9 protein-coding genes and 1 pseudogene are annotated in these 12,438 nt (G+C 64.8%); 4 read left to right on the plus strand and 6 right to left on the minus strand.

Annotation, left to right across the window (positions count from 1 at the left end; translation table 11 throughout):
• Positions 1 to 8: 8 nt before the first annotated feature.
• From WDM24_RS35685 to WDM24_RS35695, 3 genes are all read right to left on the minus strand, one after another.
• A complete protein-coding gene (locus tag WDM24_RS35685) occupies positions 9 to 1,142 on the minus strand; it encodes an AAA family ATPase (protein ID WP_338829084.1) in 1,134 nt (377 codons plus the stop codon).
• 132 nt (positions 1,143 to 1,274) lie between these two features.
• The gene (locus WDM24_RS35690; protein ID WP_338829085.1) at positions 1,275 to 4,433 is read right to left on the minus strand and encodes a multidrug efflux RND transporter permease subunit; all 3,159 of its coding nucleotides are present in this window, start codon (positions 4,431 to 4,433) and stop codon (positions 1,275 to 1,277) included.
• A 6-nt stretch (positions 4,434 to 4,439) separates the two neighbouring features.
• Positions 4,440 to 5,645, minus strand: coding sequence for an efflux RND transporter periplasmic adaptor subunit (locus WDM24_RS35695; RefSeq protein ID WP_338829086.1), 1,206 nt, complete (start codon positions 5,643 to 5,645; stop codon positions 4,440 to 4,442).
• A 522-nt stretch (positions 5,646 to 6,167) separates the two neighbouring features.
• Here WDM24_RS35695 and WDM24_RS35700 point away from each other — a divergent pair.
• The 4 genes and pseudogenes from WDM24_RS35700 to WDM24_RS35715 all read left to right on the plus strand — a co-directional run bounded on the left by WDM24_RS35700 (position 6,168) and on the right by WDM24_RS35715 (position 9,050).
• The gene (locus tag WDM24_RS35700) at positions 6,168 to 7,160 is read left to right on the plus strand and encodes a flagellar motor protein MotA (RefSeq protein ID WP_166298977.1); all 993 of its coding nucleotides are present in this window, start codon (positions 6,168 to 6,170) and stop codon (positions 7,158 to 7,160) included.
• Between the two features lie 15 nt (positions 7,161 to 7,175).
• On the plus strand, positions 7,176 to 7,547 hold the full coding sequence (locus WDM24_RS35705; protein WP_338692123.1) for a VOC family protein: 372 nt from the start codon (positions 7,176 to 7,178) through the stop codon (positions 7,545 to 7,547).
• Positions 7,548 to 7,571: 24 nt separating this feature from the next.
• Positions 7,572 to 8,600 (plus strand): peptidoglycan -binding protein, encoded by a 1,029-nt coding sequence (locus WDM24_RS35710; protein ID WP_338829087.1) that lies wholly within the window; start codon positions 7,572 to 7,574, stop codon positions 8,598 to 8,600.
• Positions 8,601 to 9,050 (plus strand): annotated as a pseudogene (locus WDM24_RS35715) (GNAT family N-acetyltransferase).
• Between the two features lie 307 nt (positions 9,051 to 9,357).
• On the opposite strand, the gene WDM24_RS35720 reads toward WDM24_RS35715, so the two are convergent.
• The 3 genes from WDM24_RS35720 to WDM24_RS35730 form a co-directional block, all read right to left on the minus strand.
• On the minus strand, positions 9,358 to 10,395 hold the full coding sequence (locus tag WDM24_RS35720) for an IS110 family transposase (protein WP_338829088.1): 1,038 nt from the start codon (positions 10,393 to 10,395) through the stop codon (positions 9,358 to 9,360).
• A 73-nt stretch (positions 10,396 to 10,468) separates the two neighbouring features.
• Positions 10,469 to 10,594 (minus strand): hypothetical protein, encoded by a 126-nt coding sequence (locus WDM24_RS35725; protein WP_338829089.1) that lies wholly within the window; start codon positions 10,592 to 10,594, stop codon positions 10,469 to 10,471.
• Positions 10,595 to 11,356: 762 nt separating this feature from the next.
• On the minus strand, positions 11,357 to 12,349 hold the full coding sequence (locus WDM24_RS35730) for an aldo/keto reductase (protein WP_338829090.1): 993 nt from the start codon (positions 12,347 to 12,349) through the stop codon (positions 11,357 to 11,359).
• Between the last annotated feature and the right edge of the window lie 89 nt (positions 12,350 to 12,438).

Below are 12,438 nucleotides of genomic sequence, written 5' to 3' on the forward strand. Positions count from 1 at the left end.
GGCGCGATCTAATCGTCATCGTCATCGCCGTCGTCTTCCCCGTCACGAAATTCACCGCCGAGGGTCAGGCCCTCGATGGCCGTGGCGCCCTTCGCCTTGATCACCCGGCGAAGCGGGACCGAACTCTCGCTCTGCAACGCCTCCATCAACTGTTCCGAATGGGTGACGATCCAGATGCCGGCGCGGCGCGACGCCTTGGCGATCAGCCGGGCCAGCGGTGCCAGCAGCGATGGATGCAGGCTGGCCTCGGGTTCGTTCAGTGCGATGAACGGCGGCAGCCGATAGCCCATGAACACGGCGAGCAGGCAGATATATTTCAGCGTCCCATCGGATAGTTCGTGCGCCTTGAACGGACGCGGCATGTCCGCCAGTTGCAGCTCGAATTCGCACCGCCCGTTCCCTTCCCATGCCCGAAGCTCGGCGCCTGGGAACGCATCCTCGATCGCATCCTGCAGGTCGGCGGCATCTTCCCTGATCGCGTAGAGGGTTGCCAGGGCGGCAGCCAGATCGCTGCCATCGGCACCGAGCGCAGGCGTCGTGATCGCGAGACAAGGCTTTCGGATCGGCGACGCCGGATCGGTGCGAAAATCGTGATAGAATCGCCAGCTCTGCATTGCGTTTCTGATCAGGTCGACTTCGGGGCACGTCTTGCCGTCGAGGAATCCGGCGAGCGCGGTTTCCGACGGCAGCACTGCATCCTTGTGCTCGCTCCAGGCTCCGCTCTCGCCGCGCACGCTGACATGTGAATTCGTCCGCTCCATCAGCAGTACTTTGCGCTTGCCGTGGGCCACCTCGATGCGCTCGGACTTGATCATCGGCTCGCCGGAAAATGCCGCCTCGAGCGGGCCGGGAAATCCGAGCTCGATAGCGTATCTGATGTCGTCGAATCTGGCCGCCAATCGCAGTCGTCCATCCTCGCCCCGCTTGCGAATGCCGGACCAGCAGACCGAGTTCAATCCACCTTCGCCAGCGATCGTGCGCGTGATCCGGCCCGTCGCCGCGTCACGCAGCAGCGACAGGGACTTGTAGAGATTGGATTTGCCGACACCATTCTCGCCGACGAATACCGACAGCGGTTCGATGGGCATGAGGAGCCGCCGAATGGAGCGATAATTCGAGATCGCAATATCGGTCGGCCGCATCACATGCCCTCAATCCACGGGTTGCCTGCAAGCTCCCCGTTCAATCCAGAGATGCAATCTGGATTGGTCGGCCTGTGAAAGCAAGCCGGAGGCGGCGCCAAGCCCTGATGAGATCGGCGCCGATCTCGGACATTAGTGGCCGCCCCTTGCCGGCGCAGGCGGCCGATACGCCTCGGCCTTGTCGGCGACCTTCTCGCGATCCCCCGCCAGCACGCGCTGCACGCTGACGAAGAACACTGGCACCAGCAACAGCGCCAAAATCACCACGGCGATCATGCCGCCCATCACTGACGTGCCGAGCGCCTGCTGGCTGGCGCCGCCGGCGCCGGTCGCGATCGCCATCGGCAGCACGCCGCAGACGAAGGCGAGGCCGGTCATCAGGATCGGGCGGAATCTGAGGCTGCACGCCTCGATGGTCGCCTCGACCAGCGGCTTGCCCTGCGCGCGCAGATCCTTGGCGAACTCGATGATCAGGATCGCGTCCTTGGCGGCGAGACCGATGATGGTGATCAGGCCGACGGTGAAATAGACGTCGTTGGACAGGCCGCGCATCGTTGCGGCCACCACCGCGCCGAGAATGCCGAGCGGAATCGTGAGCAGCACCGCGAGCGGAATGGTCCAGCTCTCATACAGCGCCGCGAGCAGCAGGAACACCACCAGCACCGACAACGCGAGCAGGAACGGCGCCTGCGAGCCCGACAGTTTTTCCTGCAGCGACTGGCCGGTCCACTCATAGCCGAAGCCGCGCGGCAGCTTGTCGGCGAGCCGCTCCATCTCGGCGATCGCATCGCCCGAGGTGAAGCCGGGCCGCGCCTCGCCGGAGATGCGCACCGCCGGATAGTAGTTGAAGCCCGCGATTTGCGTCGGCCCCTTCGACCATTCGATGGTGGCAAAGGCCGAGAACGGCACCAACTGGCCGCGGCTGTTCTTGACGTTGTAATTCAAGATGTCGTCCGCGTTCATGCGGCTGGTCTTGTCAGCCTGCACGATGACGCGCTGCATGCGCCCGCGGTTCGGGAAGTCGTTGATGTAGTTCGAGCCGAGATTGGTCGAGATCGTGTTGTTGATGTCTTCGAAGGTGAGCCCGAACGCGCCCGCCTTCTCGCGGTCGATCATCAGATTGACCTGCGGCGCCGGCGGCAGGCCTTCGACATAGACCTTCTGCAGGATCGGGCTGGCGTTGGCCTCCGCGATCAGGCGGTCGGACGCGGCGATCAGCGCCGCGTAGCCCTTCTGGCCGCGATCCTGCAGGCGGAACGAGAAGCCCGAGGAGTTGCCGAGATTGTCGATCGGCGGTGGCTGCAGCGCCGAAATCCTGGCGTCGCGGATCGACGACGACAGGTCGCGGTTGATGTCGGCGACGATCGCGGCAGCGGAATCCTTCGGGCCGCGCTCCGACCAGTCCTTCAGCGTGATGAAGGCCTGCGCGGTGTTCATGCCCTGGCCGAGGAAGCTGAAGCCGGTCAGGAACGTGACGTTCTCGATCCCGGCGCGGGTCTTCAGGTATTTTTCAACCTGCTCGACCGCAGCTTCGGTGCGCGCATAGGACGATTCCGACGGCGTCTGCACGTCGGTGGTGATGAAGCCCTGGTCGTCGACCGGCAGGAAGCCGCCGGGCAGCCGCACGAAGCCATAGGCGACGCCTGCGAACAGCACGAGGTAGATCGCCATCAGCCGGCCGGTGCGCTTCAGCCCGGCCTGCACCGTGCTGACATAGCCGGCGCGGCCGGAGTCGAGCACGCGGTTGAACCAGCCGAACACGCCCCTGCGGGCATGGCCGTGGCCCTTCTCGACCGGCTTGAGCAAAGTCGCACACAGCGCCGGCGTCAGCGACAGCGCGAGCAGCGCCGAGAACGCGATCGCCGCCACCATGGTGACCGAGAACTGGCGATAGATGATGCCGACCGAGCCGGGGAAGAACGCCATCGGCACGAACACCGCCATCAGCACCAGCGTGATGCCGATGATGGCGCTGGTGATCTGCGACATCGCCTTCTTGGTGGCTTCCTTCGGCGGCAGGCCTTCCTCGGCCATGATGCGCTCGACGTTCTCGACCACGACGATGGCGTCGTCGACCAGGATGCCGACCGCCAGCACCATGCCGAACATGGTCAGCATGTTGATCGAGAAGCCCACGACCATCAGCGTGGCGCAAGTCCCGAGCAGCGCCACCGGAACCACGATGGTCGGAATGATGGTGTAGCGGATGTTCTGCAGGAACAGGAACATCACGATGAAGACCAGCACCACCGCCTCGACCAGCGTCATCAAAACCTTCTCGATCGAGGCCTTGACGACGGGGGTGATGTTGTAGGGGATCTCGTAACCGATATTGGCCGGGAAGAAGCGCGACAGCTCCTTCATCTTGGCCTCGACCGCGCTCGCGGTCGCCAGCGCATTGCCTTTCGGCGACAGCAGCACCGAGAGACCCGCGGTCGGCTTGCCGTTGAGGCGGGTGTTGAACTGATAGCTGAGGCCGCCGATCTCGATCCGCGCGACGTCGCGCAGGCGGACCGTCGAGCCGTCCGGGTTGGCGCGCAGGATGATCGCACCGAACTCATCGGGCGAGGAGAGCTGCCCCTTTACCAGCACCTGGGCGGAGATCTTCTGCGTGTCGGTGCTCGGCTCGGCGCCGATGCTGCCGGAGGCGACCTGGGCGTTCTGCGCCGTGATCGCCTTGTTGACGTCGTCCGCGGACAGGCCGTAGCCGACCAGCTTGGCCGGATCGATCCAGATGCGCAGGCTGCGCTCGGTCGAATACAGCGTGGCGCGGCCGACGCCGGGAATGCGGCGCACCTCGCCCAGCACGTTGCGGATCATGAAGTCGCCGAGGCCCACTTCATCCAGCGAGCCGTCGGTCGAATTCAGCGTGATGATCTGCAGCACGGCGGAGGAGGCTTCCTCGACCAGGATGCCCTGCTGGATCACGGCGCGCGGCAGCCGCGCCTCGACGCGCTTGAGGCGGTTCTGCACCTCGACCGAGGCCTGGCTGGTGTCGGTCCCCGGCTTGAAGTTGGCGATGATCTCGACCTGGCCGAGCGAGTCGGAGGTCGATTCGAAGTTCAGGATGTTGGCGGCGCCGTTGAGTTCCTCCTCGATCAGCCGCGTCACGCTGTTGTAGAGGTTTTCAGGCGACGCGCCGGGATAGCTCGTCGAGATCGAGATCGAGGGCGGCGCGATGATCGGATATTGCGCGACCGCGAGCAGCGGAATCGAGATCGCGCCGACCAGACAGATGAACAGCGCGACGACCCAGGCGAAGATCGGCCTGTCGATGAAGAAGCCGGGCATGTCGGATCACCGCACCGCGTGCGCGGTCTGCTGCGAATCCGTCATTGCAGCAGCGTCGACATCACGCCAGGCCTGCGGCCGCACCTTGTCGCCGGCGGCGAATTTCTGGAACCCCTCGACCACGACCATGTCGCCGGCCTTGAGGCCTTCGGTCACGAACCAGTGGCCACCCTGCAGCGAGCCGGTACGCACCGGCTGCACCGCGACGAGGTTGTCGTCCTTGACGACGAACACCTCGCTGCCGCCGCCACCGTTGCGCTGGATCGCCTGCTGCGGCACGGCGATCGCGTCCGAGTCGATGCCCTGCTCGATCAGCACGCGGACATACATGCCGGGCAGCAGGATGCGATTGGGATTCGGGAACTCGCCGCGCAGGGTCACCTGCCCGGTATGGGCGTCGACCTTGGCGTCGGAGAACAGCAGCTTGCCCGGTATCGGATAGATCGAGCCGTCGTCGAGCACGAGGCGGACCTTCATTGCATCCGACGCAATGCGGTCGAGGTCACCGCTCTCGAAGGCGCGGCGCAGCTGATTCATCTCGGTGACCGACTGCTGAAAGTCGGCATAGATCGGATCGAGCTGCTGGATGGTCGCAAGGCTCGCGGCATCGTTCTGCACCACGAGCGCGCCCTCGCTGACCAGGGCGGCACCGATGGTGCCGTCGATCGGCGCGCGGATCGTTGCATAATCCAGATTGAGCCTGGCACGCGCGACATCTGCCTCGCGGCCCTGCACGTCGGCTTCGGCCCCCTTCAGGGTTGCGATCGCCTTTTCGTTCTCAGCTTCCGGCGCCGCGCGCTGGCTGGTTAGGGTGGCGATGCGGCGGGCCTGCAGCGTAGCCTGCTCCTGCACGGCCTTGGCGCGCGCCAGCGCCGCCTCGGTCGATTGCAATTCGACTTCGAACGGGCGCGGATCGATCTGGTACAAGGGATCGCCGACCTTCACCTCGCTGCCCTGATGGAACATGCGGTTCACGACGATGCCCGAGACGCGCGGGCGCACCTCGGAAACGCGGGTCGGCGCGATACGGCCCGGCAGCTCGCGCACCATCGCGCGCGCCTGCGGCTTCACGGTGACGACACTGACGTCCGGCTCGGGTGATGCTTGTACGGCGGCGGTTGCAGTACTCGGCTCGTCGCAGCCAGCAAGCAGTGGCGCCGTCACGGCCAGCATCAGAGCAATGCATGCCGATTGCGCGCGAAGTCCAGACATTGAGATGATCGCCCCTGTGGGTTGTAATAAACAAACGGCGGCGTCACACCGACACCGCTTCTGTTGCTGAAAGTAAAACCCGCTTGCTGCGATGCAAAGCGTTTGTCAGGCGGCTCAATGTCACACAAACCTATCGCACTGATTTCGCGGCACCTTTTAGCGAGTCACCGGATTGTGAGCGGGTTCCATCGCAGGCTGTGGGAATGCATTAACGACTGCGTGAGCGGGAATAGGTCAATTGCCTGCGCAGGAATGCCGCACATCGCAACATCAGCGAACGAATCACCTGTCACGGCACTTGCCTCACCCGATGCTGCGTGCGGCCCGCACGCGATCTGCTGACCGGACCGGCTTCGGCGCCAATGGTGATGCGCGGACTGGGCTGAAAGCTGGGCGAAGCGGCAGCAACCCGCCCGGTTTCAACCCAAGGTTCTGCGCGCCCGCTTTGGATTCGGCTTTCCTCACTCCGCCGCTGTGCCATATTGCTGGCAGATGCGGCCTTCGCGAACGGATGATCCGGCAATGCCCCCTTCCCGCTCCGATATGGAGATCGAACTGAGCAAACTGTCCTCGCCCCGGATCTTCCTGGTGCGGATGCTGGTGTTCCTGGTGCTCTGCGGCCTGGTCGGGGTCGTGCTGTACAAGCAGATCGTCACCGCCTTCTTCGCCAATCCCGGGCTGAACGCCCTGATCGGCGCGGTGCTCTTGATCGGCATCATCCTGGCGTTCCGCCAGGTGATCCGGCTCTATCCCGAGGTCGCCTGGGTCAATAATTTCCGCATCGCCGATCCCGGGCTTGCGATCGACCGCCGCCCGAAGCTCCTTGCCCCCATGGCCGCCATCCTCGGCGGCGAGCGCTCGGGCCGGATGTCGATCTCGCAGCAGACCATGCGGCATCTGCTGGATTCGATCGCGACCCGGCTCGATGAAGCCCGCGATATCTCGCGCTACATGACCGGCCTTTTGGTGTTCCTCGGCCTGCTCGGCACCTTCTGGGGCCTGATCGAGACGGTGGGCTCGGTCGGCAAGGTGATCGACGGGCTCAAGGTCGGCGGCGATTCCGGCGCGCTGTTCGATACGCTGAAGGAGGGGCTGGCCGCCCCGCTCGGCGGCATGGGCATCTCGTTCTCGTCGTCGCTGTTCGGCCTCGCGGGCTCCCTGATCCTCGGCTTCCTCGATTTGCAATCGAGCCAGGCCCAGAACCGCTTCTACACCGACCTCGAGGACTGGCTCGCCACCACGGTGCGCGGCATTTCCGGCGACGAGACCGGCGTCACCGGCGACATGCAGGGCGCGATCGACCGTCTCCGCACTGCGCTGGAGGAAGGTGGCGGCGGCGGCGGCCGCAACACCACGGCCGCGATGGCCAATCTCGCCGAGGCGATCCAGGGGCTGGTTGCGCATATGCGCACCGAGCAGCAGATGATCCGCGAATGGGCCGACGGCCAGGGCGAGCAGAACCGCGAGATCAAGCGGCTGCTCGAGCGCCTCGCCCGCCAGCCCGAGAAGAGTTGAGGCGCGGAGGCCTGTGTGCTTGACCACGTGACCATCGGCATCAGCGATATCGAGCGATCCAAGGCGTTCTATGACGTAGCCTTGCGTTCGCTCGGCATCAGCCGCCTGTACGCCGAAGGAACGGAGTTCGCGGGTTATGGCGTTGGTCCGAAGGCGTTCTTCTGGATCGGCCGGCGCGACACGCCGCAGACCGGCGCCCACATCGCCTTCACCGCAAGCGATCGCGCCACTGTCGATCGCTTCTACGAGGACGCGATCAGGGCCGGTGGCAGGGACAATGGACGGCCCGGCATTCGACCGCACTATCATGCAAACTACTACGGCGCCTTCGTGCTCGATCCCGACGGCCACAACATCGAGGCCGTCTGTCATGCACCGCAGGATTGACTGCGTTAGATAAAGGGAAACCGAATGGCCCTCGCCCGCTCGCGCCGCAGCGAATCCGGCTTCAACTATTGGCCCGGCTTTGTCGACGCGCTGTCGACGCTGGTGCTGTCGATCGTGTTCCTGCTGTCGGTGTTCCTCGTGGTGCAGTTCTTCCTGTCGCAGGAGGTCACCGGCAAGGACAAGGCGCTGGAGCAGCTCACCGCCAAGATCGCCCAGCTCAACGAGCTGTTGTCGCTGGAGAAGCTCTCCAAGCTGACGCTGGACGACCAGGTGTCGCAGCTCCGCGCCGGGCTCGCCTCCGCCGAAGGCGAGCGCGACCGCATGAAGGGGCTCTATGAGGGGCTCGCCAGTTCCGGCACCGACGCGCAGGGCCGCGCCAACGAGCTCAACAAGGCGCTGGAGTCCGAGAAGAGCGTGTCGTCGCGCGCGCTGGCGCAGATCGAGGTGCTGAACCAGCAGATCAGCGCGCTGCGCCGCCAGCTCGCCGCGCTCGAGGAAGCGCTCGACGCCTCCGAGAAGCGCGACAAGGAATCGCAGAGCCGGATCGCCGATCTCGGCTCGCGCCTCAACGTCGCGCTGGCGCAGCGGGTGCAGGAACTGTCGAAATACCGCTCGGAGTTCTTCGGCCGGCTGCGCGCGATCCTCGGCAACCGCCCGGACATCCGCATCGTCGGCGACCGCTTCGTGTTCCAGTCGGAAGTGTTCTTCGACACCGGCCAGGCGCTGCTGCTGCCGGAGGGCAAGACCGAGCTCGACACCGTGGCCAATGCGCTGATCGATCTGGACAAGCAGATCCCTGCCGAGATCGCCTGGGTGCTGCGGGTCGACGGCCATACGGACGTGCGGCCGATCAACAGCCCGCTGTTCAAGTCGAACTGGGAGCTGTCGTCGGCACGCGCGATCTCGGTGGTGCAATATCTGGTCTCGCTCGGCGTGCCCGCGCAGCGCCTGGTCGCCGCCGGCTTCGCCGAATTCCAGCCGCTCGACACCGCGCAGACCGAAGACGCCTACAAGCGCAACCGCCGCATCGAGCTGAAACTGACGGAACGGTAGGTGGCACACGCCTTCGCGCTCCGTCCCTATCGCGCCGCGGATGAAGACGCCGCCATCGAGCTGTGGCGGCAGACCTGGCAGCAGGCCTATCCGTCGATCGACTTCGACGCACGCGTGGCATGGTAGCGCGAGCGCTGGCGCAACGAATTGGTGCGCGATGCCGCGATCGTCGTCGCGGAAGCGAGCGGCGCGCTGGCCGGCTTCGTTACCATCGACAGAACCGGCTATCTCGACCAGCTGGTGGTCGATCCCGCGCACTGGGGCTCGCCGCTGGCGAGCGCGCTGCTCGACGCAGCCAAGCGCCTTGCGCCTGAAGGCATCACGCTGCTGGTCAACAAGGACAATGCCCGCGCCATCCGCTTCTATGAACGCAACGGCTTTGTGCATGCCGGCGAGGACGTCAACCCGACCTCGGGGCGGCCGGTGCTGAAGATGGCGTGGAGATCGTAAAAAATCCTGCGCGCATCGCTGATCCATCCGTCGTCCTGGCGCAAGCCAGGACCCATATGTGGACGGCCCCCGTGGCACAAGAGCTGTTTGGTGAGATCGGATCGCTTGCATCCATATGTCCGGCCTGTTGAGTGCGATCGAATGGATCGCTGGCCAAGATGGTTTGCGCGATGCGAGTTCCAAACAACCACGCGACCTGTTGGCGGCCGATGGGTCCTGCGGACTGTCTCGCATCGTTGCTCGATCGATCGCTCCATCTGCTCTTGCAGCTCCGGTCGGTCGGCGGGTGAGCCCGCCGGCCAATCGATTAGGCGGCGGCTGTCATGGGATTGATCCGTGCCGCCTCGTAACTCTCGCCCGTCGCCATCAGCTTCCAGGCGATACGGGCCACTTTGTTGGCGAGCGCCACGGCCGCAAGCTTCGGCGGCTTGCGCTTGATCAGCGCCAGCAGCCAGCGCGAGTGATGACCGCGTCCCCGCCCGGCCTGCTGGATCACCGCTGTGGCCCCGACCACCAGCAGACGGCGCAGGTCCTCATCGCCGGCCCGCGTGATCTTGCCAAGCCTGGTCTTGCCAGCGGTGGAGCGGTCCTTGGGTGTCAATCCCAGCCAGGCCGCAAAATGACGACCAGAACGGAACGCGCGCGGATCAGGTGTCTTCATCACCAGCGCGGTTGCAACGATCGGACCGACCGAGGGGATCTCAGCCAAGCGCCGGCCCGTGGCATCGGCGCGGTGCCAGGCCATCAGTTTGGCCTCAACCCCCTCCAACTCACCCTCGAGCCTGATGCGCTCCCGGCCCAGCACCACAAACAGTTCGCGCGCCAGAACGGGAAGCGTCTCGTCCTGGGCGATCCGCGCCAGCAGTGGTTCGATCGCGTCCAGCCCCTTGGGCGCGATCAGGCCATACTCCGCCGCATGGCCGCGTATCGTATTGATCAGCTGGGTGCGCCGGACGATCAATCCGTCGCGAACACCCATCAGCATCAGCGCAGCCTGCTGCTCGGCCGTCTTCACCGGCACGAAGCGCATGCTCGGCCGGCTCATCGCTTCACACAGACCTTCTGCATCCCGCCCGTCATTCTTGTTCCGCATCACGTAGGGTTTAACCAATTGCGGTGCCATCAGCTTCACCTCGTGACCGAGCTTGGAAAGCTCACGCGCCCAATGTTGCGAAGCCCCGCATGCCTCCATCCCGATCACGGTCGGCGGCAATTTGGCGAAGAACCCCAGCACCTGTTTGCGCGACAGCTTCTTGCGCAGCGCCACCTGCTCCCTCGCATCAACCCCATGCAACACAAAAATATACTTCGACGTGTCAATCCCAATGCGGATAATCTGGTTCACGGACGGCTCCCATGTATGAGATCTAGACAACCTCATTCTGGCACACTGATGCCGTAGGGGGCCGTCCACACCATCAACCACCGCCTTCGGTGATGAACGGGATCGCGGCCCCAGCGTCGCGCAACAATTGAGATTTGGGGTAATGGGTCCTGGCTTTCGCCAGGACGACACCGAGAATGTTGCGCGACTTGTGAGTCATGCACTCGCATCCTCGCGGCGCGCTTCGCCCGAGTTTTGGATCTCGTTCCGCCCTCTCTTGAACAGAGGGCGCAGGGAAAGCCGGGTGCCGATCGCACCCATGGGCCCCGAGCAAAGGGTAGAAAGCTCGGGGGTAGGACCACAGGTGTAACCGGAAACACTCCGGCTTTCCCTGCGCGATGGGTTACGGCTTACTTCGTGCTCTCCCCGGCGAGACTGGGCTTGTTTGTCACCGCCTTCACAAGACGCAATTGCGTCTTACAAGGGGACACCGGCCACTAGGGCGTCAGGACCACACGACTTCACCGTCCGCTTCACATGCGTTCGTCGCTCGCATGATCAGCGTCCACCGCATCCCACACCGCGTTCGTGACGATCGCGAAGCGCCCCTCGATCGGGTGAGACGGGCGAACCATACACCGAGTTGCACTTCTGATAAAGCGAAATATTTTTGCTGCGGGGGCTTGCGCCGTCGGGCAACTCAGTGGCACGCGCGCGTGAGGGACGCACGGGCGGCAGGGTTCCCTCTCCCCTTGCGGGAGAGGGTTAGGGAGAGAGGTGCCACACGACGAGTTCTCTCCGTATCGTCGCGGCGACAAGCGGAACAAGTTGCGAGAGCGATGCACTCATCGATCATCTCGCCCGGGGCCACCCCTCTCCCCACCCTCTCCCGCAAGGGGAGAGGGAGCCTGAGACAGTGCTCACCTCACTTTCACTCCGCGACATGCGAAGCGTGGCCTCGGACTGACAGACGAACTCCCCCTTAGCGTCCAACCATCTGTTGCAGATGCTCCGGATATCGCGCGCCCTGCACCTCGATCGCGGCCAGCGCCGTGCCGATCTCGGCGAGATCGGCGGGCGTCAGCTCGATCCGCGCGGCGCCGATGTTCTCGCCGAGGCGATTAAGCTTGGTGGTGCCCGGGATCGGCACGATCCACGACTTTTGCGCGAGCAGCCAGGCCAGCGCGATCTGGGCCGGCGTGGCGCCCTTGCCGGCGGCGATCCGGCCGAGCTGATCGACCAGCGCCTGGTTGGCGCGGCGGGCTTCCGGCGAAAAGCGCGGCACGAGGTTGCGGAAGTCGTCGCTTGCGAACGTGGTGGACGCGCTGATCGCGCCGGTGAGAAAACCTCGGCCGAGCGGGCTGTAGGGCACGAAGCCGATGCCGAGCTCCTCCAGCACCGGCAGGATCTCCGCTTCCGGCCCGCGCTCCCACAGCGAATATTCGCTCTGCAGCGCCGTGACCTTCTGCACCGCATGGGCGCGGCGGATGGTCTGTGCGCTGGCCTCCGAGAGGCCGAAATGCCGGACCTTGCCGGCGGCGATCAGGTCCTTGACGGTGCCGGCGACATCCTCGATCGGTACCGCGGGATCGACCCGATGCTGATAGAACAGATCGATGACATCGGTCTTCAGCCGTTTCAGCGAGGCGTCCGCGACGGCCCTGATGTGCGCGGGCCGGCTGTTCAGCGAACGGTGCCGCTCCGCCATGGAGCCGATATCGAATCCGAACTTGGTCGCGATCACGACATCGTTGCGGAACGGCGCCAGCGCCTCGCCGACCAGTTCCTCGTTGACGAAGGGGCCGTAGACCTCCGCGGTATCGAACAAGGTGACGCCGCGCTCGACGGCGCCACGGAGCAGCGCGATGCCGGCTGCGTGGTCGACCGCTGGACCATAGGCGAAGCTGAGGCCCATGCAGCCGAGCCCGATCGCCGATACCTCCAGATTGCTGTTACCGAGTTTACGTTTCTGCATGTCGTCTCTCCGCATCAAGGACTGGAACCTGCCGCTGCGGCATTTAGGGCGTGCACAGGCGCGCCATTAGACGTAAAAATCGGGATGGA

The organism is Bradyrhizobium sp. 27S5, from assembly GCF_037217225.1.
Taxonomy (GTDB): Bacteria; Pseudomonadota; Alphaproteobacteria; order Rhizobiales; family Xanthobacteraceae; genus Bradyrhizobium; species Bradyrhizobium septentrionale.

Coding starts and splice junctions, on each gene's coding strand:
- WDM24_RS35685 (WP_338829084.1), bottom strand. CDS start 1,142: ATGCGGCCGACCGATATTGCGATCTCGAATTATCGCTCCATTCGGCGG.
- WDM24_RS35690 (WP_338829085.1), bottom strand. CDS start 4,433: ATGCCCGGCTTCTTCATCGACAGGCCGATCTTCGCCTGGGTCGTCGCG.
- WDM24_RS35695 (WP_338829086.1), bottom strand. CDS start 5,645: ATGTCTGGACTTCGCGCGCAATCGGCATGCATTGCTCTGATGCTGGCC.
- WDM24_RS35700 (WP_166298977.1), top strand. CDS start 6,168: ATGCCCCCTTCCCGCTCCGATATGGAGATCGAACTGAGCAAACTGTCC.
- WDM24_RS35710 (WP_338829087.1), top strand. CDS start 7,572: ATGGCCCTCGCCCGCTCGCGCCGCAGCGAATCCGGCTTCAACTATTGG.
- WDM24_RS35725 (WP_338829089.1), bottom strand. CDS start 10,594: ATGACTCACAAGTCGCGCAACATTCTCGGTGTCGTCCTGGCGAAAGCC.
- WDM24_RS35730 (WP_338829090.1), bottom strand. CDS start 12,349: ATGCAGAAACGTAAACTCGGTAACAGCAATCTGGAGGTATCGGCGATC.